Consider the following 20252-nt stretch of genomic DNA (forward strand, 5'->3'; position numbering starts at 1 on the left):
GCCGACCCGTTCATTCGATAACAGGAGCTAACAATGAAAAAGAGTTTTCCGTACATACTAGCCGCATGCTCGGCTTTGGCTTTAGTCGGTTGTGGCAGCGATAGCGACGATGACAATAACAATAATGGCAACCCCGATCCCGGCACGCCAGTGGTCGAAACCCCTTCGTCTATAGCGCTAAGCCTGGTGGGGCGCTACAGCACTGGTCAGTTCGACGAGTCGGCCGCCGAAATTCCCGCTTACGATGCCGCGAGCCAACGCCTGTTTGTTGTCAATGCCGAAAAAGGCATGATCGATGTGCTGGATATGTCTGACCCAGCCGCCCCCGTCTTTATTGATACACTCGATGGTGGCAGTGTCGTTACCGATGGCGAGGTAAACTCCGTCGCCGTGCACGACGGGCTGGTGGCACTTGCCATCGAGGCCGATACCAAAACCGATAATGGCGCTATAGCCTTGTTTAACGCGGCAGACTTGAGCCTTATTTCGAGCGTTGCTGTCGGCGCCCAACCCGATATGGTGACTTTTACCCCCGACGGTAACTATGTATTGGCGGCCAATGAAGGTGAGCCGAGCGATGACTACCAGGTCGATCCTGAAGGCTCTATTGCTGTTATCGATGTAAGTGACAACGCTAACCCCGTTGTTGCTACCGCCGACTTTAACGCATTCAATGGTGACAAGGCGTCTCTTGTTGCCGATGGTGTTCGCATCTTCGGCCCCGGTGCCAGTGTTGCGCAAGATCTGGAACCTGAATACATTGCCGTATCTTCTGACAGCGCTACGGCTTGGGCTGTATTGCAAGAAAATAACGCTATTGCCCGCATCGACATCGCCTCGGCAACCGTTGAGTCAATCGCATCGCTCGGTTACAAAGATCATGGGGTAGAGGCGAATAACTTTGGTTCAGGCAACTTAATGGATGTCAGTGACGAAGGTACCGTAGAGGTGAAGGCTTGGCCTGGTGTACGCGGCTTATACCTACCCGATGCGATGGCCTCGTATGAAGTTGAAGGCACAACTTACTTGGTGACCGCCAATGAAGGTGATGCCCGTGCCTGGGGTGAAGACGATGATGATTACTGGGCCGGCGATGCCAGCAAAGGCTTTGTCGAAGAGTTTCGCGTTAAACACCTAGTGCACAGCGATGGTTTTGATCGCCGCGCCGACGACGACTTACCGCCGCAGCTGCGCGAGCTGGCTGCCGGTGGCTTACTCAATCACGACACCTTCGCATACTGCGGCGCAGAGGCAGGTGATGCCGGTGATTGCCGCGATGATGAGGTGTTGGGTCGATTGGGTATTACCTGGACCATGGGCTATCGTCAAAATGCCGACGGCACGCCAGTTATGTTCGACGCGGACGGTAACGAAGATGCTGCGGGTGACCGCATCATGTACGACAATCTGTACAGCTACGGTGCGCGTTCTTTCTCTATCTGGGATGAAGACGGCGGTCTGATTTGGGATTCTGGCGATATGATGGAGCAATATCTCGCTGGTGATGATTGTATGCTGGGTTCGGCGCGCGATATTCCCTGTAAAGATTTCTTCAACAGTGCCCACGACGAAGGCGACCAGCTCGATAGTCGTTCCGATGCCAAGGGCCCAGAGCCAGAAGGCGTTGCACTCGGCACTATCGGTGACAAAACCTTTGCCTTTATCGGGTTGGAGCGTATGGGCGGTATTATGGTGTTCGATATCACCGATCCAGAAGTACCTGCGTTTATGGATTACTTTAACACCCGCGATGACTGGATGACCGAAGACGCTGAAAGCGTACTCGATACCATTGGTGATTTGGGTCCCGAAGGTCTGGTGTTTATTTCTGCCGAAGACTCACCAACCGACGAGGCTTTGCTGGTTGTCGGTTTTGAGGTTAGTGGTACCACTGTGGTGTATCAAATCGATCAAATGTTTGAATAATATTTGGTACAGCGAGATAAAAAAGGCGCCTATATTTAGGCGCCTTTTTTTTGTTGCCAATTTGTAGGGGGTGGTTCATTTCGGCTTATAATGGCCGAAACAATCAATAAAAGGGCGTAAAATAATGAAGAAAAATGGATGGTTAATGGCCGCAGGTGTATTGACGGCCGGAGCCGCATTAATGCATGTCGCGATTATCTTTGGGGGCGCTGAATGGTATCGTTTTTTTGGCGCAGGTGAAAAAATGGCTCAAATGGCGGAGCAAGGTTTGGCTTACCCTGCACAACTCACAGGGGTGATTGCGTTGGTATTGTTTAGTTGGGCGCTGTATGGGTTCTCGGGGGCTGGAGCCATACCAAGGTTGCCCTTTATGCGCGCCGCCTTGGGGTTGATTAGCTTTGTATTTCTGCTGCGTGGGTTGTTTGGTGTTTATGCTGTATTGTTTTTCAATACGCCGTTTATTCAAGGCTTAGGGCACAGTCAGATGTTTTTACTGGTTTCCTCCGCGATATGCCTGCTGTACGGGTTGTGCTATGCCATAGGTACTTGGCAGGTGTGGACGCGACTGTCACCGCCAAAATAGTATTAGCAATTTAGCTCGAAGGTGGCTGCTCTTCTTCGTGGTTTTTTATCTTGGCGCCGGCTTTAATGGCGGCGCTCTCTATCAAAGCCCCCACCTTTAACGGTTTGCGTACGCAGCGAATGCAGGGATGAATGTCGTCTTCTTCGTTTAACACCAGTAAAACCCAGCCCAGCGAGAATACATGCCAGGGCACATCGTCAATGATGTAAATGTTAGTGATATCTTTTAATGCTAATGCCGTTGGTTCAGCACCCAGCAGGCCACCGGCCACTACCATCTCTTCATCTGTTAATGTATAGCGCGTCGTGTAGGCGTCCATCATAAAACCCACCATAATGGCGAACCCCGCAGCACTTAACAGAGGGTGGATGGGAAATAGGGCCAGAGTACACAGGGCAATAAAAAAATAGGGGTATAAATACACCAATACCGAGCAGCGTCCTTGCCAAATAATATGGTTCATATGAATGCGGTTTCCTTTGTTATTTACTGCTTATCTGGTAATACGTTATGGCATTAAACGCGCGATTATCAATGATTTATTAAGTTGGGGTTAAATGTTTCGATCGGCAACTCATCACCAGTATGCAAGTGTACCTGCCAAGCGCCTGCTCCCAGTGCTAGTTCTTGGTATAGCCGGGTCTCAATACCGGTGACGCCGCCCTCGAGTTTTTCTCGTGGATGCATAACCACAATAGGACTGGTAAGCATTGGTTTGAACTGAGTGTGGCTACGCAGTGCGTGGCTCAAAACCTGCTCCGCCTCAATAAAGTGGGCCACCAATAATCGCGGGTGTGAGAATGGATTCAAAACCCGAAGGCTGGTGCTGGCGCGAAGGTCGTAAGCGGCGTTGCCTATAGCGACGATCTTAGGTTTTTTGGCGTGTATGTTGAGGGCGATAAATGGTTTCTCGTCAAATGCTTCGCAGGCGCCAAATGGTTGAACTCTCAGCCGGTTCTCCCACATTTGGACGTAAAAAGTCCGAACAAAAATATTTCTTATTGATTTAATCATAATTTTTTCTGCTATGTAAAACTCAGAAGGTCTTGACGATATCGTTAAGATAAGGCAGACCGGTGCTAGGCCTCAATGATTGAGCGCTGTTTAGTATAGTGCCCAGCTCGGTTTTTAACCTTATCTATGATGGGGCGATACCAGCAGCATAGTTTATATGAATATTTGCCGAGCTACAGCTTCTGCAAGTGTTGAGGCTAACGGTTAAGCGGATTTTAAAGGTAATGTTCTGATGTGACTTTCGAGTATTATCTTAACATCGTCAATAGTATCTTGGCTTAGCTGCTTTTGTTGTAAATTCAGACGTCGCAATAAAGGTGTTCGGCCAGTCAGTAAAAATATCACCTGACCTATTAGTAGGTGTGTTTGCAAAATTGCTTTGCGGTTGTCATTGGGTAATTGGCAAAAACGTGCAATAAGTTGACTTAAAAACGAATGAGCCGAATGAAAAGCGTTTTGGTAGAGTTCATCAAAAGCCTCCGATGGAGATATTTGCTCACGTTGCACAAACATAAGCCACTGTTCCGCTTCTTTGTCTGCTGCAAATAGATCCACGAGGCGATGGAGAAAGTGGGTGATTTCTTTTTGAATTTGGTCGGGGCTTAGGGCGTCAGGCGATGGCATGTGGTCGAGTTTTAACTTCTCCGTCAGCCGGGTATTAATTTCCCGAGCGATCGCGATATACAGCCCTTGTTTGTTACCGAAGTAGTAGGCAATGGAGCCTATGTTGGCGCCGGCTTTATCGGCAATCATACGTGTAGTGGTGCCTTTAAAACCCAGATCGCCAAACAAGTGCATGCCGGCGATAAGCAGTTTTTGTGCGGTCAGTTCACGTTCAGGCATGAACATCTCCCCGTGCCGGTTTGTTTTTAATAGTGTCGACAGGAATGTTAAATGCGTAGCTGTATAGCACCGGTACAACCAATAGGGACATTACCGTGCCAACGGCGAGCCCAAACGCCATGGCGCTTGCCATGCCGTAAAACAATGGGTCGTGGCTGAGTATCAGTGGCAAAAAGCCTAATACTGTGGTGACGGTAGACATAATAATCGGGCGCAGCCTGCGCACAGATGCCCGGACAATAGCTTCGGCCGCCTTAAGGTTGGCGTCTTGCCGGTCAATATCGATGCGGTCGATTAATACAATGGCGTTGTTAATAATAATACCCGCTAAGCTGTACAGACCCAGCAACACCATAAAGCCAAAATCGGCCCGCATAATTAATAAACCGGTAGCAACACCGACAATCACCAGAGGAATAGTTAACACAATAAGCATGGGGCGTTTAAAGGAGTTGAACTGAGCCACCAGTAAAATAAAAATTAAACCAATACACATAGGTAAATTTTTCTGTAGGGCGGACTGCCCTTCCGCCGACATTTTGACCACACCGTCGTATTCTATCCAGTGGCCGCTTGGTAGTGAGGCCTCCAGTGTTTTAAAGTCGTTTGCCACAATAGGCTGTAGTTGTTCGGCGGTAAACTCAGAGCTGCGCGCTTGTACCGTGATGGTTCGAACCAAGTCTTCCCGGTCAATGCGACCGTAGCCACTGGTGAGTTTAATTTCCGCCACTTGGTTGAGGGGAACACCGCGACCATTGGATTCCAGCGGGTAAACGGTCAGTGAGCGCAAGCGCTCCAGGTTGTTGCGCTCTTCTTTGTCGTTGCGCAGCACAATAGGTATTAGCTTGTCGCCTTCGCGGTAGCGTGACAGCTGATAGCCGTCGATGGCTCCCTGCAGCGAATGGGCAATGTCTTCGGAGGTAACCCCAGCGGCTCGCGCCTGAGCCTGATTTACATCCACATCAATAGCTGATACCCGTGCTTCCCAGCTGTGCTTAATGTCTTCTGCACCTGCTTGACGGGCCAAAATGGCTTTGGCTTGGCTGGCGGCATTGAATAACACTTCGCGATCAGGCCCTTTGATTTGTACTTCCAGTAAATTGCTATCGGAAGGGCCTAAAAACATTTTGACGACTTGTGCGCGTACTTCCGGGTGGCGCTCACGCATGTAGGTTTTGATTCGGTCAATGATCGTGTCAACCTGATCGCGCTGGCTGACGTTAATAACTAAAAACCCTTTGTTAACCGCCGGGTCAATTGGGGTAAGTGAGAGAACAAAGCGAGGCCCGCCAAAGCCTGCGTAGCCTGCTACGCTATCAACGCCGTCGGCAAGTTCTGGGGTGTTAAGAATATCGGCGCTGAGAAATTGAATAGATTCGTCAGCTAGGGTGGGCGATATATTAACGGGGAAGTCGAGGTAAACTAAGACTTGATTGCGGTCCGAATCCGGGAAAAACTTTTTGGGGACCAGCTGCATTAAGCCTACACCCACTATTAATAAAATGGCCATGCCACATAAAAAAATGATGCGATGGGCGAGTATGTGTCGAATTAAACGGTCGTAGCGGCTGCTCATTACCTGGAATAATTGATCTGATAGAGTGGCTTTAGCTTCATCGCGTGTTTGGGGCTTGGGGGGGATGGTTAAAAAACGGTGGCACAACACGGGTGTGACGGTCAGAGATAAAAACCACGAGGTGCTCAGTGTAATGGCGATGACGATAGAAATAGAGCGCGTGTACTCGCCGGCTACATGGTTGGCCAGCATGAGCGGTAAAAAGACGAGGATGGTGGTCAGCGTGGAAGACAGCAGCGGTAAGGCGAGTTCTGCACCGGTAGTGCGTAGCGCTTCATCGCGCGAGTCGCCGCTCTCCAGCCGGGTTTTAAAATCCTCCGCCACAACAATGGCATTGTCCACCAAAAGCCCCAGAGAAATCACCAGCGTTGCGAGGCTCATGCGCTGCAGTGACATGTCCATAAAACCCATAATCGCTAAGGTGACCAGCATAACCGCTGGGATTAACGAGCCGACAATTAAGCCTGTGCGCATACCTAAAAATAAAATAACAACGGCGAGCACGATGGCCAAGGTTTGCAGTACGCTGGAGGTTACCCCGTACACGGCATTTGCGACCTGCTCGGCTTGAAAGGTCATGGTCTGTAACTGGTAGCCCGCCGGAAGTTCACTCTGCAGCCGGGTAATAACGTCTTTAACCTTGTGGCCGTAATCCAATACGCTGCGGCCATCGAGCATAGAGATTGCCAATACAATCGCGCGTTTGCCATTAAAGTACGCCGTTTGGCTGGCGGGTTCTTGGTAGCCACGCTCAATTGTGCCTAGGTCGCCTAAGCGCATGGAACCGTCGTTATTGGGTAATTGAATCTCGGCGTTGGCGAGATCTTCCAGGTTGTTGTATGAGCCGCTCACCTGAACGGCAAAGCGTTGCTCGCCCGCTTCTATTTGTGCCGCCGGCGGTAGAATATTGCGCTGTTGTAATTGGGAGGTGAGCTGCCCGGGTGACAATCCTAGCTCTGCCAAGCGAGCCTCCGGTAAATCGATATATATTTTTTCTTCTTGTACTCCGAGTAATTCAACGCGCTTTGTGCCGTCGAGTAAGTAGAGCTCGGCGCGAATATGTTCTGCCATCTCCAGCTGCTCGGCATGACTATACACATCGGACATTAGCGCAGCGGTGACCACCGCGACATCGCCAAAGTCGTCATTTAATACGGTTTTTTGCGTTCCGCTTGGTAGCCTGGAATAGGCGTTGAGTATTTTTTGCCGAACCTCGTCCCAAATTTGGTCGAGATCGAAAAACTCATCGCGCACCTCAATATGAATCAGTGAGCGGCCGCGCATTGAGGTGGAGCTAATGGATTCCACTTCTCCTACTTCGCGAATACTGGCTTCTAGCGGTTTGGTGATTTTTTCTTCGACTTGCTCGGCCGACAGTCCGGGGTAAGACGTGCTTGCCAGTGCTTCGCGTATAACAATTTTGGGGTCTTCACGGGCAGGCAATGCAAAATAATTGCTAATACCGTAAAGTACTGACAGTGCTAGGCAGAGTAGCAATACCGGACGATAACGATAGGCCAGTTGCGAAATATTCATATAGAGTAAACTTCAACGTAAGTGCCCTCATTGCCGTTAATTAACGACCCGGGCTATGTATAAAATAAATCAACGTTTTTGATGGGGCTGCGCTCCATACGTGAGCGCAAGGGTCAGTTAAAGCGTTCAGGCCCTTCGCCTAAAATGGCAACCTGTTCTCCGGGGGCAACAAATTCAACACCGCGCGCTACGATTCGGTCGCCCACTTTTAGCGGACCTTTAACTTCGGCTTTTTTCGCCCGGGCTTCTATGACCTCAATTGCTACCGGCTCTAATGTGTAATCACTATTGATTCGCATAACTGAGACGGTTTGCTCTTCTCCGTGCAGCAATGATGTCAATGGCACTAACACGGTATTGGCTTGTGTTGATTGAGTCGACTGGGGTGAGAGCAGCGCCTGGGCTGTCATACCTGAGCGGAGCTCAACGTTAGCGTTGTTAAGTGCGAGCACCAAAGGGTAATTGTTGGACGACTCTGGCCGTGTGCCGATGTGTTCGATGGCGGCCTCCAGTCGCTGGTTACTCAGAGCAGGAATAATCACTTCTTGTTGGCTGCCGCGTTTAAATTTGCTGACTAATGCCTCAGGGACATGGGTGTACACCTCAAACCCGCCGCGCTCAGAGATCGCCTCTAACACAGGCTGATTCGGGCTGACTCGCTGCGCCGGCTCTGCCCGGCGATCGCTGACCGAGCCGGCGAAGGGAGCTTTGATTTGGGTTAAAGCGACGTCGCGCTCGGCAATGCTGACCGATGCCAGCGCCGAGTTTAAACGCGAGCGGGCGGTTTCGAGTGCAGCCCGTGCAGAGTCCAGGTTGGCTTCGCTCACAAAACCCTTACCTTTGAGCTCCTGCAGGCGGTTGTAGTCCAGTTGCTTTTCCGTGAGCGCCGCTTGCGCTTCAGTGGCTGACGCCTGCGCTTGGTTGAGTACCAATCGGTAGCGCTCGGCGTCCAGGCTGGCCAGTACCTGCCCCTGTTCAATCGCGTCGCCAACATCGACGTGAATCTCGGCGATCTCACCACTGACCTCGAAACTTAGTACCGTGCGTTCAACCGCGCGAACCCGCCCGCTCAAGCTCACTTGGCTCGCAGCATTGGTGGCCTGCACCTCAGTGGCATCGACAAAGCGTGGTGCGGGTGGTTCAGGGGGGGCTGTCTCATTGCCACAGGCGTTTAATAAAGCGGTAGCTGTCATCAATAAGACGAGCGATTGCCAGTATTTGGCGGATAATTTCACGGAGGCCTCCGGCGGGAGTTTAATCAATTGATTAGGGTATAATCAATTGATTAAAAGGGCAAGAGAGACGATCAGGAAAGGGCGGTTGAATAAAAGAAGTTTCCTGGTTTGCTGAAAATCCACAGCGGTCTGTAAGGCTGCTGTGATTGTAGGCGGCGTTACCAAGTGACTACAAAGGCACCGCGCAGCTCACCGGCTTGAAAGCCTGTGGCTTGATCTGCGGGGTAGTGGCGATAAATTTGAGCACGGAGGTCGTCGTTGATATTGCCGTGACAAGCCAAACACTGGCCTTGCATAACAATCGGGCGCATATAAAGATGTGTGCCATTTTCCAGTTGGACCAAGCTCTCCAGCTGTGCTGGGTCTTTTTTCCGGTTTATTTGTTCGGCAAAAAGTTGCAGAACTTCTTGCTGTTTTTGGTCCGGTTGATTGGCGCTGTTGCGTACACGCAGTGCTGTTCGGCCGACACTTTTGCCAAATTCGGCTGAGATCTGCTCGGCAATGCGGGGTGCTTGTTGTGCGCAAACTTGGACACCTTGCTCCAGACCACCTTCGGCTATGGCTTGTTGCAGGCGGCTGCCCAGTTGTTTTTGCAGTGCGTAAGTCGCCTGGCGGGCACTTTCCATCGCCGCGGTATTTTCACTTTCTGTCGCGGCCAGTTGCGCAGCCAACAGTAGGGCGATGGCGGTGCCGGTCAGTTTGATTGTTGCGTTAAGCATAGTGAAATCTCCATTTAAATGTGTGTTGAGCTTTGCCGTGGTTAAGGGATACCTCCTTGTATTGCCTAACTGCCGGCGGTGATTGATCATCCGTTCACGCTGTTTATTTAAAGGCGTTAATTGGCACTTTTAAATAAACTCGGTTGTTATCCTCCGGCGGTGGGAACTGGCCTGCGCGCATATTAACCTGCAGAGATGGCAATATTAAATGGGGCATACCCAGTGTGCGATCACGTTTTTCGCGCATCTCGATAAAGGTGGATTTGCTTTGTCCTTCGCCGGTGTGGATGTTGTGTCGCCGCTGCTCGCCAACGGTGGTTTGATATTCCAGTTTGCGATCATTGGGGCAGTAATCGTGGCACATAAACATGCGGTAACGATCTGGATAGGACAAAAGTTTTTGCACTGAGTCGTAGAGTGTGGCGGCATCGCCTCCGGGGAAGTCTGCGCGGGCAGTGCCGGCATCGGGCATAAAGATAGTATCGCCGACAAAGATGGCGTCGCCAATAATATGTGCCATACATGCGGGTGTGTGGCCTGGGGTGTGGATAGAATGGCACTGCAGCTGGCCGATTTGATATTCCTCGCCGTCTTTAAACAGGTGATCAAACTGCGAGCCGTCGCGCTCGAATTCGGTTCCGGCATTAAAAATTTTGCCGAAAGTTTCCTGCACGGTGCGAATGTGTTCGCCAACGGCCAGCTTGCCTCCCAGCTTCTCCTGTATATAAGGCGCGGAGGATAAGTGATCGGCATGGACGTGGGTTTCAATCAGCCACTCCAGTTTTAAATTGTTTTTTTGAACGTAATCAATAATGGCATTGGCACCTTCAAAGCTGACGCTTCCCGAGGCGTAGTCGAAATTCAGTACCGGGTCGATAACGGCACAGCTGGCGCTGCTAGGGTCTTTAACAACGTAGGAAAAGGTGTTGGTCTCTTTATCGAAAAATGCCAACACCTCCGGTGCCGGTGATTGTTGTGTTTTTACAGCGGAAGTGTTCATAAGCTTAGCCTCACTTTGCAAGTAAAAGGTTGTATCTTTAATTGGGAGTGAGCAAGGCGTGGGCCAAAGTTGATGGCGTTTTCTAACTCATTGAATAGTAAATGCTTTTTTAGAGGGTTCTCGTTTTTTAGTTTTCTATATCCAAGTATCTTGTCACGATTGACAAAGTATTTTGCCGCTTTTGTCAGAGTTTGCTGTTTGTGTTGCAGCGCTGGCGAGAGGTAGGGCAGGTCAATAAATCATAGGCAGGGGCCGCGGGCCATAGTCTGACATTGATCGCGGTTAAAGGAAGGTGTTTACTTCAACAGATACGCGATATGTGGCGTGTCAAAAATGGCAGGGTGCGCGACAAAGTTGTCTGTATTGTCATTGGGCAGGGGTGGGCTAATTGCCGTCTTAATAAATAAAAAACTGATAAATCATAGGCTTATAAGGTTTTTTGGGTGTTGGCACAGTCTGTGATATAGCTCTGGTAACGGTTGAACTTGTGCGCGATTGGTGCTTGGACGGCCTCTTTTAAGCTATTAATCAGGAGTATTGTTATGGAATCTGTGCCAGTAGCGGGTCTGCCCCGCATCAACGAACCCGCCCCCGACTTTTCCGCGAAAACCACCTTTGGTCAGCGCAGTTTGGCCGATTACAAAGGCAAATGGTTGATTTTATTTTCTCACCCGGCGGATTTTACCCCAGTGTGTACCACCGAGTTTATCGCTTTTGCCAAGGCCGCCGATCGCTTTGCTGAGATGAACTGCGAGCTGTTAGGGCTATCCATTGACAGCCTTTTCTCGCATTTGGCTTGGGTGCGCAATATTAAAGAAAAATTTGGTGTGGAAATCCCTTTTCCAATCATTGAAGACATCAAAATGGAGGTGGCCACCGCTTACGGCATGATCCACCCAGGGGCGGCCGATACTCAAGCTGTTCGTGCTACTTTTCTGATCGATCCGGAAGGTGTATTGCGGGCCATGGTGTACTACCCCATGTCGAACGGTCGCAGCATCGAAGAATTTGTGCGCTTGCTGCAAGCCATGCAAACCTCTGACGCTAATGGTGTTGCCACTCCGGAAGGCTGGGCGCCTGGCTGCCAGGTCATCGTGCCTCCGCCGAAGACCTCTGCCGAGGCAGACAAACGCGCCAGCGAAGGTTATGAAACTGTAGATTGGTATTTCTCCCGAAAAGACCTGTGACTTTCTATTCGGCGGCAAAGTTTAACTTATTGAGCTAGGCTTTGAGTGTTCGGGGCATCGCTAGATGACCCCGGATTTTTTTTTGTTAAGAACAACCATAGGAAAGTGTCGCCTTATGTGGGATCAGCGTTACCAGGAGGAAGGCTTTGCGTATGGCACAGTGCCGAATGACTTTTTGCGTACGCAGTGTGATCAAATTCCCAGCGGTGGACGAGTGCTTTGCCTAGCCGAGGGCGAGGGACGAAATGCCGTGTATTTAGCGCAACAGGGGTTTGTGGTAACCGCCGTTGATCAGTCCGCTGTCGGCTTAGAGAAGGCGCAGCGCCTAGCGGAAGAGAAAGGTACTAGTCTGACCACAAAAGTGGCGGATTTAGCCGATTACGATCTGGGTTTTGAGTGCTGGGATGGCATTATCTCGATTTGGGCACATGTGCCCCCTGTGCTGCGCCAACAATTGCATCGACAAGTGGTTCACGCGTTGAAAAAAGGCGGTGTGTTTATTCTGGAGGCCTATACCCGGCGTCAGCTCGACATGAGCGGTGTGGGTGGTCCGCCAGCTTCACAGCCGGAGATGTTTATGTCTCGCGATGAGCTGATGAAAGAGCTTCAGGGGTTGGAGTTTTGTCTCGCCGTTGAGCAAGAGCGCAATATCAGTGAGGGCCGCTGTCATCAGGGCGAGAGTGCGGTGGTACAACTGGTTGCAAGCCGCCCTGTTGTTAAGGGGTAGTCTCGCTTTAATCCACAGAAAAATTGATGCAAAACAATTTCTTTTTTTGCACGACAACTATACTGGCCATTGGCCTATTTGATACCCGCGAGTTGGCGATGGACATAACTATGCACGAAGGAGGCATTTTATGAACGATACCTTAGTAGAGTTGTCTCGATGGCAATTTGCATTGACGGCAATGTTCCACTTTATTTTTGTACCTCTTACTTTGGGGTTGAGTTTTTTGCTTGCCATTATGGAGTCCGTCTATGTAATGACGGGCAAAGAGATCTACAAGCAAATGACTCAGTTTTGGGGCAAGCTGTTTGGTATTAACTTTGCTATAGGGGTGGCCACTGGGTTGACCATGGAATTCCAGTTCGGTATGAACTGGTCTTACTACTCCCATTATGTTGGCGATATTTTTGGTGCACCTTTGGCTATTGAGGGACTGATGGCCTTCTTTCTTGAGTCAACCTTTGTCGGGCTGTTTTTCTTTGGTTGGGACAAATTATCCAAAGTGAAGCACTTAATGACAACCTGGCTGGTGGCCTTAGGATCGAACTTCTCGGCGTTATGGATTTTGATTGCCAACGGCTGGATGCAGTACCCAGTAGGCTCCGATTTTAATATTGAAACCATGCGCATGGAAATGACAAGTTTTACCGAATTACTTTTTAATCCGGTTGCGCAGGTGAAATTTGTACACACAGTGTCCGCTGGCTACACAACCGGCGCAATATTTGTGCTGGCCATCTCCAGTTACTATCTACTTAATCATAAGCATACTGCTTTTGCTCGACGCTCTTTTGCGATTGCGGCAAGCTTTGGCTTGGCTTCAGTTTTGTCTGTGATTATCTTAGGTGATGAAAGCGGCTATGAATTAGGTGATGTGCAAAAGGTAAAGCTGGCGGCGATTGAGGCGGAGTATGAAACTCAACCGGCTCCGGCGGCATTTACGCTGTTTGGCTTCCCCAATGATGAAACGGGTACAACCGATTACGCTATTCACATACCCTGGGTGATGGGACTTATAGCCACTCGATCTCTGGATGAAGAGGTAAGTGGTATAAATGATTTGAAAGAGGAACACCGGGAACGAATAGTGTCGGGTATACAGGCGTACAAAAATCTTGGGTTTGTGCGTGACGGAACCGCCACTGAAGAACAGATAAACACCTATGAGGAAAACAAAAAAAATATGGGTTATGCCATGCTGCTTCAGCCTTTTGCCGAGGATATTACGCAACCCTCCGATGAGGCTTTGCAGCGTGCGGTAGATTACAGCATCCCCCCCGTTGCCCCTTTGTTTTACAGCTTCCGGCTGATGGTGGTGTCGGGCTTTTTGATGTTGGCGTTGTTTGCTGCAGCGTTTTATTACAGCGCTAGGCACCGGATCACTCAGCCGCGCTGGTTGCTTAAGGCCGCTGTATTCAGTCTGCCGCTGCCCTGGATTGCCTCTGAGGCAGGGTGGTTTGTCGCTGAATTTGGACGTCAGCCCTGGGCTATTGCTGAAGTCTTGCCGGTTCACGCTGCCGTGTCTAATCTGAGTGTTACTGATGTTGTGATTACCTTAATTGCTTATACCGCTTTCTATTCGGTGATGTTTATCATTGCTTTTTATCTGATGAAGAAATTTGCCCAAAAAGGGCCGGTTCCGCCCGAAGACCCCAAAACAGTGGATGCTGAAATAGGCTTAACTTCTCAAGGAGCAGACGCATGATTGATTATGAAGTGTTGCGCATAATCTGGTGGGTGCTGATTGGCATACTGCTGATTGGCTTTGCTGTGAGCGATGGTTTCGACCTCGGTGTTGGCTCTTTGTTAACATTAATTGGCAAAACCGATGAAGAACGACGGGTAATGATCAATACCATTGGCCCCCACTGGGACGGTAACCAAGTTTGGTTTATTACCGCCGGTGGGGCCATTTTCGCCGCCTGGCCTATGATTTACGCCACAGCATTTTCAGGGTTTTATCTGGCTCTGGCGTTGACTTTGATCGCGCTGTGGATGCGTCCGTTAGGTTTTGACTACCGCAGCAAATTGCCAAATCAACAATGGCGAAAGAGTTGGGATTGGGCGTTGTTTGTAGGTGGCTTAGTGCCGGCTCTGATTTTTGGTGTGGCTTTTGGCAACCTGTTACTCGGTGTTCCATTTGAACTCGATGACACATTAAAGGCGACTTATCACGGCAGTTTTTTCGGCTTGTTAACACCCTTTGCACTGTTAACCGGGTTGGTTTCCGTGGCCATGCTGCTTAACCATGGTGCTGCTTGGCTGCAAATGAAAACCGATGGGTTTATTGCAGAGCGAGCACGCAGGGTCTCGGTGATTCTGTCTCTTGCGACGGTGGGGTTATTTATTCTGGCGGGAGTCTGGATTGCTATGGGTGTCGATGGATTTGTGATTACTTCCACCGTTGATACCATGGCGGCATCTAACCCTTTACATAAAACCGTGGTGATGGAATCTGGCGCCTGGTTAAATAACTACAGTGCCTATCCCTGGATGATACTTGCGCCGGCATTGGGAATTGCCGCTGGGCTGGCTTGCGCTTGGTTTTCACGAGCGGGGCGTGCCGGTTGGGCGTTTGTTAGCAGTGCCTTGATCATTGCCGGTGTTATTCTGACAGCGGGCTTTTCCATGTTCCCATTTTTATTGCCGAGCACCATTATGCCTGAGGCCAGCCTGACGGTGTGGGACTCCACCTCTAGTCTAAAAACCTTAAACATTATGTTTGTTGTCGCCTGCATTTTTGTACCCATTGTGCTGCTTTATACAGCCTATAGCTTTTATGTCATGCGCGGGCGCATTAAGAGCAAAGATCTCAATCAGTCACACGTTATCTACTAGGAGGCTGTATGTGGTATTTTACTTGGATACTGGGCGTTTTACTGGCTTGTTCATTTGGCATTATCAATGCTCTGTGGTTGGAGGCGACCGAAGATCTTGATCGCCCCGATATAGAAGAATAAGGATTGATTTGCAGCAAAAACCTGCACTGCTAGCGTGGTTTAACGATCAGGTCGCCCAACAGGGTGTTGCGCCGCGCAACACCCTGTTGTTATTAACGGCGATCAAATGCGCGCGCGCACTGGCGTTAATTCTGGCGTTTTGGTTTATCGCCGATATCCTTGCCAGCTGGATTACTGCACCTGTACTCGGTTCATCAACTGCGTTGACCTGTATTTTTTTCGGTTTGTTGTTTGCCTGGTTGTTGCAAGGTGCACACGGGCAAATTACCCACCGGGCTAAAGCTATTTTATTGGGTCAGCTGGAGCAGCGGCTGATGGATCAGTTCGTCAGCCGTCAACATGCGTTAATTCGACAACACAGCCACTATTACTGGCAAAGTGTGTGGCTGAAGCACCTGCCTGCACTGGTGGACTGGCGTTATGACTATCTAGTGCAGCAGCGGGTAGCGGCCTTGATGCCGGTATTCACTCTAATCGCCGTGGCGGTTATTCATCCGATTATTGGCGCCGCTTTGGTGTTGAGTCTGCCCGTAGTGCCCCTGTTTATGATTGTGGTGGGCAAAGGGGCGGCCCGTCTTCATCGCAAACATTTTGTCGCCCTGGAGCGCCTTGGCAGTTTATTTGGTGACAGGCTAAAAGCGCTACCGCTACTGGCAAGCTTTCAGGCCTACGACAAGCAGCAGGCGCTGTTGCAGCAGGCCAGCGATCAATTAAGTCAGCGTACCATGAAGGTGGTCGGCGTCGCTTTTTTATCGTCCACGGTGTTGGATTTTTTTTCTACCTTGGCGGTGGCGTTAGTCGCGGTATTGATCGGTTTTAGTTTACTTGGTGAAATTAACATTGGTGCCGAGGTGTCGCTGCACGAGGGACTGTGGGTGTTGCTGACAGTACCTATGTTGTTGTCGGAAATGAAACTGCTGGGACAGTTTTATCACCAGAAAGCACAGGCCGAGGCCGCGCAACAGGAGGTGAAATCTTGGCTGGTGCCGGCAACTGAAGAGCCGCCGCGGGCCAAATGGCAGACTTTTAATGGGGTAGACCTCACCGGTTTTTCGATGCAAAAGCCGACGTTAAACGCCGACAACTTATCGCTCAAGGTGGGCGACTGGGTGCGTTTAGATGGCGTCTCGGGGGCGGGAAAAACCGCTTTTCTGGAAGCGCTCGGTGGGCTGCGCGAAGCGTCTTGTCGCTTAAATGCCAATTTTGTTTTGCTTTCTCAGCAGGCGGTTGTTTTGCCTTATAGCTTGCGCGACAACCTGGCTTGTCATCAACCTTTTGAGGATGATGCCCTGTGGCAAGTGCTGGACCAAGTGGGGCTGGCCGACTGGGCGCGGGCGTTGCCACAGCAACTGAATACGCTTATGGGAGAGTATCCGCCCTTGTCTGGCGGCGAGGCGCAGCGTTTGACTATCGCCCGATTGCTGCTGCAGGAGGCCGATGTTTGGCTGCTGGATGAACCCACTGCACATTTATCGGAGTCGCAGCACCTAGTTATCGCCGATCTACTGCGCCGTTGCTGCGCCGCCAAAACCGTTATTTGGGCGTCTCATAAATCCCTTCCCGAGCACTGGTTTAATCAGAACTGGCGCATACAGGGGGGCTTAATTCGCGGATGAAAAACTGGCCCTGGATGAGTTTGTTGCTGGCGATAGTGCACGCCTTGGCGGGTGTTGCCGTGCTGATTGTGTCGTCATGGTTTATTGCCGCCTGTGCTATAGCTTCGGTGAATTTTAATTATATGTTGCCCGCCGTGGTGATACGCGCCTTGGCTTTGCTGCGCATTGCCTCCGGTTATGGACACATGTGGCTAGGGCACAGTGATCTGTTGGCGCGTACTGGCCAGCTGCGCCTGCAGTTATTCCAGCGTTTGCAAAACAAGCGCATGGCCGAGCGCACTTGGTTAATTGAAGCGCTGGCCAATCACACGGAAACCATCGCCTCGGTTTGGGTCGCCTGGGTGGCGCAGCAAGCCAGTGCCATCGCCATGTTGGCGGTCGGAATAATCTGCTCTGTGTGGTTGGGTTTGCAGGGGGCTTACGGTTTGTATGTACTGGCGGCGGTATGGTTTGCTCTGACGGTTTACACCTTGTATCGCGGTATTCAATTGGCTGCAATCGAAGCAAGCGGTGAGCGCGAGTTCCGCTTTGCGAGCGAACACTTTTTGGCGGCCAGTAGTTTGTGGCATATTCTTCTGAGCCGTGAAGGTGGCAAGTATCGCCTGCTTGGCGCCCCCAGTGCACAGCGGCTGTGGCAGACAAAGCGGTCCCAGCAGCAGGTTGCGGAACGGGCGGTATGGCTGTTGGTCGGGGCCAGTTTTTTGGCTGTTTGGCTGGTGTTAGCGCGAGCCGGTGATTCGGTTTTGGCACAGCCGCCGGCTCTGATTATTCCCCTTTTATTATTGTCGGCTCCGGAGTGGTTGGGGCGGGCGTTAACCAGTTTGCCCGCCTACAATCGCTACTACTACAGCAGCCAAACAGTGAGGCAGTTGCATTTAATCGACTGCCCGCCGATCGACGCACCGGATATTCGCAGGAGCCTCAGGTTGGAGCAGCTTTCACCGCGTGAGGATGCGCACTTGTCGCTGTCGGTGACCTTACCTGCGCGCGGCATAGTGCAATTGTCTGGCAGCTCTGGCAGCGGTAAAAGCAGTTTGCTGCAAGCCTTGGCGGGGCATATTCCCGCTCGGGGCGAGCGCCTTGTCGACGGCGTCGCCCTGCCTGCCGGCTTGGTGAGGCAGTGGGGGTATTGCGAGCAATCGCCTATTGTTTTGCAGGCGACCTTGCGCGCTAATTTAGCCCTGGCCGATGACCAGATTCCCGATCAAAAAATGCGGCAAATACTGGCTGATTTGGGGTTGGGTTATCTGACCGATCTCAATGAATGGTTGGGTATTGGTGGCCGGCAGTTGTCTGGCGGTGAACAAAAGCGTATTGCACTGGCGCGGCTGCTGTTGTCCAACAAATCCGTATACCTGCTCGATGAACCTTTTGAGGCGCTTGACTCCGTTGCGAAAAAGAAGGTGGCCTCGGTATTAAATCGAGCGGGGCAAGAGCGTTTGCTGATTGTGGCAACGCATATTTTTCCCGAGTCGTTGCAGGTGTCGCAATCTATTGCTCTGGATTAATACTGAGGCTTGAGGCTTGAGGCTTGAGGGTTGATTATTCGGCGTCGGTTTGTTTGATGTCGTACATCACTTGTGTCTGGCTCGACAGTGAGTTGCTGATAAAGCAAGACCGCTCGGCTTTTTCAATCAGTGTTGCGGCTTTTTCTTTGTTTTCGTCTGCCGCGATGGTGAGGGTGACTTTGCTTAACACCTGAGTGAATTGAATTTTGCGCTCTACCTTGTCCAGTACACCTTCGGATTCGCAACAGATATCACACCAATGGAGCTGGGCCGCTTTGGCAATGGCTCTGAAAGACAGAATAAGACAACTGGCCACGGAGGCCATTAGCAGCGCTTCCGGCGACCATTGATCTCCGGGGCCGTCGAACTGCGCCGGAGGGGCAACGGATAAGTCGGGCAAGTTATCTGCACTGGATGTCAGTTGCTGTGTGGGTTTGCCTGTTACAGTGGCAACGTATTGATGGGGAAGCTGTACCATAGGTGATGCCTCTAGTCGATGGATCGAAAAACGTTTAACACAATGTCTGTGGGATGAATATTTTTTGAAGGATGTTCAATGGCCTTGCTTGTGTTGCTAAGTTTAGCATTGTAGGTGCTATCTGCTGGGTAAATCGGTAGGCTGTATGCCCAGCCGGCGGCAGAGAGTTTCCACTTCACTGTTGTGCTCTTGCGTCATAGTTAGGCAGGCGGCCAGTCGCATTACTAACAACTCCGGTTGCACCTGCCCGGCTGAGGTAGAAAAAGTGGCACCAATTCGCTCGCGCAATTCGATAGGCAGTCGCCACTTGATTTTTAAACGGTTGCCGTAGTGAGCCGCGTGCTTCTGTACGGCTGATTCAATTTCTTCGTCAGTCGCCTCCCCGCCCGAGTCCAGATAAAGTTGAATGGCTTCCAGTGTGGCCAACTCGCCCAGTCTTACCATTAATCCCGCGGTGTAACAGTTGGCCACGCTGACCTTTAATTGCTTGGCGAGTAGGGCGGCACTTTCGGCTAGCTTTTGTGTTTGTTTGGCATAAATTTCGCTCAGGGCTTGCAGTTTTGTTTGCCGCAGCTGGTTTTTGTTGGCGAGTGATAGGGCCAGCACCTGTGACAGTGCCATATCAACACCGACCGCAGAGATGGCTTCGCGCAGTGTGGTTAGGGCGTGGCCGGAGCGGCGCATCAAACTGCTATTGGCGAGCCATATTAAGCGTGTGGTAATAGCGCTATCGTTCTGCCACTGCTGGGCCAGGTCCAGAGCGGAGGGTTTGTCGTCGCGATTGAGAGTCTGCAGCGCTGCCTCAGCGCCCGGCAACAAGGTGAGGCGTGCGAGAACAGCGTCAACGTCGCTAATAAAGCTCTCCAGGCTCTTGCCGCTCTTGGGGGCGTGATCGGGTGTGGTTTTATCGTTGTCGAAATAGCGCTGCAAACGCTCCATAACTGAAGCCGGTTCAAACGGTTTGACGATAAATTCATTTACCCGGTGCTGTAAACTGCTTTTTACCGTGGCCCGGTCGCCGCTACCGGTAATCATTACAATGGGCAGTTTGGCATTTTTTTCACGAATAGTTTTAACCAGTGTCAGACCACTTTCCTGGTTGGGAAGGTTTAGGTCGCAAAGCACCAGGCCGATAGGATGCTTGCGCCAAAAGTTGATGCCTGCGGCGACAGTATCGGCGCGGTAGATGTGTACCTGGCTGTCGATTCCTTTGAGCAAAGTGGCCAGCAATTCTTGCATAGCCGGATCGTCCTCAACGACTAATACATGCATAAGTTTGTTCCTTCAAAAACCGCATGATGATATATCTGCGTCATAGAATCTTATCCAGCATCCAGCATCCAG

18 protein-coding genes are annotated in these 20252 nt (G+C 50.9%); 9 read left to right on the forward strand and 9 right to left on the reverse strand.

The window, feature by feature from the left end; genetic code table 11:
* Positions 1 to 33 precede the first annotated feature (33 nt).
* The gene (locus Q4526_RS09725; protein ID WP_215976882.1) at positions 34 to 1926 is read left to right on the forward strand and encodes a choice-of-anchor I family protein; all 1893 of its coding nucleotides are present in this window, start codon (positions 34 to 36) and stop codon (positions 1924 to 1926) included.
* Positions 1927 to 2050: 124 nt separating this feature from the next.
* Complete coding sequence (locus Q4526_RS09730; protein WP_215976883.1) at positions 2051 to 2509, forward strand: hypothetical protein; 459 nt, start codon at positions 2051 to 2053, stop codon at positions 2507 to 2509.
* A 10-nt stretch (positions 2510 to 2519) separates the two neighbouring features.
* On the opposite strand, the gene Q4526_RS09735 is transcribed toward Q4526_RS09730, so the two are convergent.
* The 7 genes from Q4526_RS09735 to Q4526_RS09765 form a co-directional block, all read right to left on the reverse strand.
* Entirely contained in the window at positions 2520 to 2972 is a 453-nt protein-coding gene (locus Q4526_RS09735; RefSeq protein WP_215976884.1) for a hypothetical protein, read from the reverse strand.
* A 68-nt stretch (positions 2973 to 3040) separates the two neighbouring features.
* The gene (locus Q4526_RS09740) at positions 3041 to 3523 is read right to left on the reverse strand and encodes a rod shape-determining protein (RefSeq protein ID WP_215976885.1); all 483 of its coding nucleotides are present in this window, start codon (positions 3521 to 3523) and stop codon (positions 3041 to 3043) included.
* Between the two features lie 204 nt (positions 3524 to 3727).
* Positions 3728 to 4366: a CerR family C-terminal domain-containing protein gene (locus tag Q4526_RS09745; protein WP_215976886.1), complete on the reverse strand. Its 639-nt coding sequence runs from the start codon at positions 4364 to 4366 to the stop codon at positions 3728 to 3730.
* Positions 4359 to 7478: an efflux RND transporter permease subunit gene (locus tag Q4526_RS09750; protein ID WP_215976887.1), complete on the reverse strand. Its 3120-nt coding sequence runs from the start codon at positions 7476 to 7478 to the stop codon at positions 4359 to 4361. The genes Q4526_RS09745 and Q4526_RS09750 overlap by 8 nt, the downstream gene beginning before the upstream one ends.
* A gap of 113 nt (positions 7479 to 7591) precedes the next feature.
* On the reverse strand, positions 7592 to 8713 hold the full coding sequence (locus Q4526_RS09755) for an efflux RND transporter periplasmic adaptor subunit (RefSeq protein WP_215976888.1): 1122 nt from the start codon (positions 8711 to 8713) through the stop codon (positions 7592 to 7594).
* A 158-nt stretch (positions 8714 to 8871) separates the two neighbouring features.
* Complete coding sequence (locus tag Q4526_RS09760; protein ID WP_215976889.1) at positions 8872 to 9432, reverse strand: DUF3365 domain-containing protein; 561 nt, start codon at positions 9430 to 9432, stop codon at positions 8872 to 8874.
* Between the two features lie 103 nt (positions 9433 to 9535).
* Positions 9536 to 10432, reverse strand: a complete 897-nt coding sequence (locus Q4526_RS09765; protein WP_215976890.1) for an MBL fold metallo-hydrolase — start codon at positions 10430 to 10432, stop codon at positions 9536 to 9538.
* Between the two features lie 542 nt (positions 10433 to 10974).
* Between Q4526_RS09765 and Q4526_RS09770 the strand changes: the two genes are divergently transcribed.
* The 7 genes from Q4526_RS09770 (at position 10975) to Q4526_RS09800 (ending at position 18430) form a co-directional block, all read left to right on the forward strand.
* Positions 10975 to 11619: a peroxiredoxin gene (locus Q4526_RS09770; RefSeq protein ID WP_215976891.1), complete on the forward strand. Its 645-nt coding sequence runs from the start codon at positions 10975 to 10977 to the stop codon at positions 11617 to 11619.
* A 115-nt stretch (positions 11620 to 11734) separates the two neighbouring features.
* The gene (locus Q4526_RS09775; RefSeq protein ID WP_215976892.1) at positions 11735 to 12346 is read left to right on the forward strand and encodes a class I SAM-dependent methyltransferase; all 612 of its coding nucleotides are present in this window, start codon (positions 11735 to 11737) and stop codon (positions 12344 to 12346) included.
* Positions 12347 to 12476: 130 nt separating this feature from the next.
* Positions 12477 to 14051: a cytochrome ubiquinol oxidase subunit I gene (locus tag Q4526_RS09780; protein ID WP_215976893.1), complete on the forward strand. Its 1575-nt coding sequence runs from the start codon at positions 12477 to 12479 to the stop codon at positions 14049 to 14051.
* Positions 14048 to 15184, forward strand: a complete 1137-nt coding sequence (gene cydB, locus Q4526_RS09785; RefSeq protein WP_215976894.1) for a cytochrome d ubiquinol oxidase subunit II — start codon at positions 14048 to 14050, stop codon at positions 15182 to 15184. The genes Q4526_RS09780 and cydB overlap by 4 nt, the downstream gene beginning before the upstream one ends.
* A gap of 8 nt (positions 15185 to 15192) precedes the next feature.
* Entirely contained in the window at positions 15193 to 15306 is a 114-nt protein-coding gene (cydX, locus tag Q4526_RS09790; protein ID WP_215976895.1) for a cytochrome bd-I oxidase subunit CydX, read from the forward strand.
* A gap of 8 nt (positions 15307 to 15314) precedes the next feature.
* A complete protein-coding gene (locus Q4526_RS09795; RefSeq protein ID WP_215976896.1) occupies positions 15315 to 16922 on the forward strand; it encodes an ATP-binding cassette domain-containing protein in 1608 nt (535 codons plus the stop codon).
* Positions 16919 to 18430 carry an ATP-binding cassette domain-containing protein gene (locus tag Q4526_RS09800; protein WP_215976897.1) on the forward strand — a complete coding sequence of 504 codons (1512 nt, stop codon included), beginning with the start codon at positions 16919 to 16921 and terminating at the stop codon, positions 18428 to 18430. The genes Q4526_RS09795 and Q4526_RS09800 overlap by 4 nt, the downstream gene beginning before the upstream one ends.
* A gap of 34 nt (positions 18431 to 18464) precedes the next feature.
* Here Q4526_RS09800 and Q4526_RS09805 read toward each other — a convergent pair whose 3' ends face one another.
* Together Q4526_RS09805 and Q4526_RS09810 are read right to left on the reverse strand one after the other, a co-directional pair.
* Positions 18465 to 18908 (reverse strand): OsmC family protein, encoded by a 444-nt coding sequence (locus Q4526_RS09805; protein ID WP_215976898.1) that lies wholly within the window; start codon positions 18906 to 18908, stop codon positions 18465 to 18467.
* Positions 18909 to 19025: 117 nt separating this feature from the next.
* Positions 19026 to 20180, reverse strand: coding sequence for a response regulator (locus Q4526_RS09810; RefSeq protein WP_215976899.1), 1155 nt, complete (start codon positions 20178 to 20180; stop codon positions 19026 to 19028).
* Between the last annotated feature and the right edge of the window lie 72 nt (positions 20181 to 20252).

This window comes from Gilvimarinus sp. 2_MG-2023 (assembly GCF_030547685.1).
Lineage (GTDB): Bacteria > Pseudomonadota > Gammaproteobacteria > Pseudomonadales > Cellvibrionaceae > Gilvimarinus.

Bases quoted from the DNA above. Each gene is read 5' to 3' on its own strand.
- Q4526_RS09725 (WP_215976882.1), top strand. From the start codon at position 34: ATGAAAAAGAGTTTTCCGTACATACTAGCCGCATGCTCGGCTTTGGCT.
- Q4526_RS09730 (WP_215976883.1), top strand. From the start codon at position 2,051: ATGAAGAAAAATGGATGGTTAATGGCCGCAGGTGTATTGACGGCCGGA.
- Q4526_RS09735 (WP_215976884.1), bottom strand. From the start codon at position 2,972: ATGAACCATATTATTTGGCAAGGACGCTGCTCGGTATTGGTGTATTTA.
- Q4526_RS09740 (WP_215976885.1), bottom strand. From the start codon at position 3,523: ATGATTAAATCAATAAGAAATATTTTTGTTCGGACTTTTTACGTCCAA.
- Q4526_RS09745 (WP_215976886.1), bottom strand. From the start codon at position 4,366: ATGCCTGAACGTGAACTGACCGCACAAAAACTGCTTATCGCCGGCATG.
- Q4526_RS09750 (WP_215976887.1), bottom strand. From the start codon at position 7,478: ATGAATATTTCGCAACTGGCCTATCGTTATCGTCCGGTATTGCTACTC.
- Q4526_RS09760 (WP_215976889.1), bottom strand. From the start codon at position 9,432: ATGCTTAACGCAACAATCAAACTGACCGGCACCGCCATCGCCCTACTG.
- Q4526_RS09765 (WP_215976890.1), bottom strand. From the start codon at position 10,432: ATGAACACTTCCGCTGTAAAAACACAACAATCACCGGCACCGGAGGTG.
- Q4526_RS09770 (WP_215976891.1), top strand. From the start codon at position 10,975: ATGGAATCTGTGCCAGTAGCGGGTCTGCCCCGCATCAACGAACCCGCC.
- Q4526_RS09775 (WP_215976892.1), top strand. From the start codon at position 11,735: ATGTGGGATCAGCGTTACCAGGAGGAAGGCTTTGCGTATGGCACAGTG.
- Q4526_RS09780 (WP_215976893.1), top strand. From the start codon at position 12,477: ATGAACGATACCTTAGTAGAGTTGTCTCGATGGCAATTTGCATTGACG.
- cydB (WP_215976894.1), top strand. From the start codon at position 14,048: ATGATTGATTATGAAGTGTTGCGCATAATCTGGTGGGTGCTGATTGGC.
- cydX (WP_215976895.1), top strand. From the start codon at position 15,193: ATGTGGTATTTTACTTGGATACTGGGCGTTTTACTGGCTTGTTCATTT.
- Q4526_RS09800 (WP_215976897.1), top strand. From the start codon at position 16,919: ATGAAAAACTGGCCCTGGATGAGTTTGTTGCTGGCGATAGTGCACGCC.
- Q4526_RS09805 (WP_215976898.1), bottom strand. From the start codon at position 18,908: ATGGTACAGCTTCCCCATCAATACGTTGCCACTGTAACAGGCAAACCC.
- Q4526_RS09810 (WP_215976899.1), bottom strand. From the start codon at position 20,180: ATGCATGTATTAGTCGTTGAGGACGATCCGGCTATGCAAGAATTGCTG.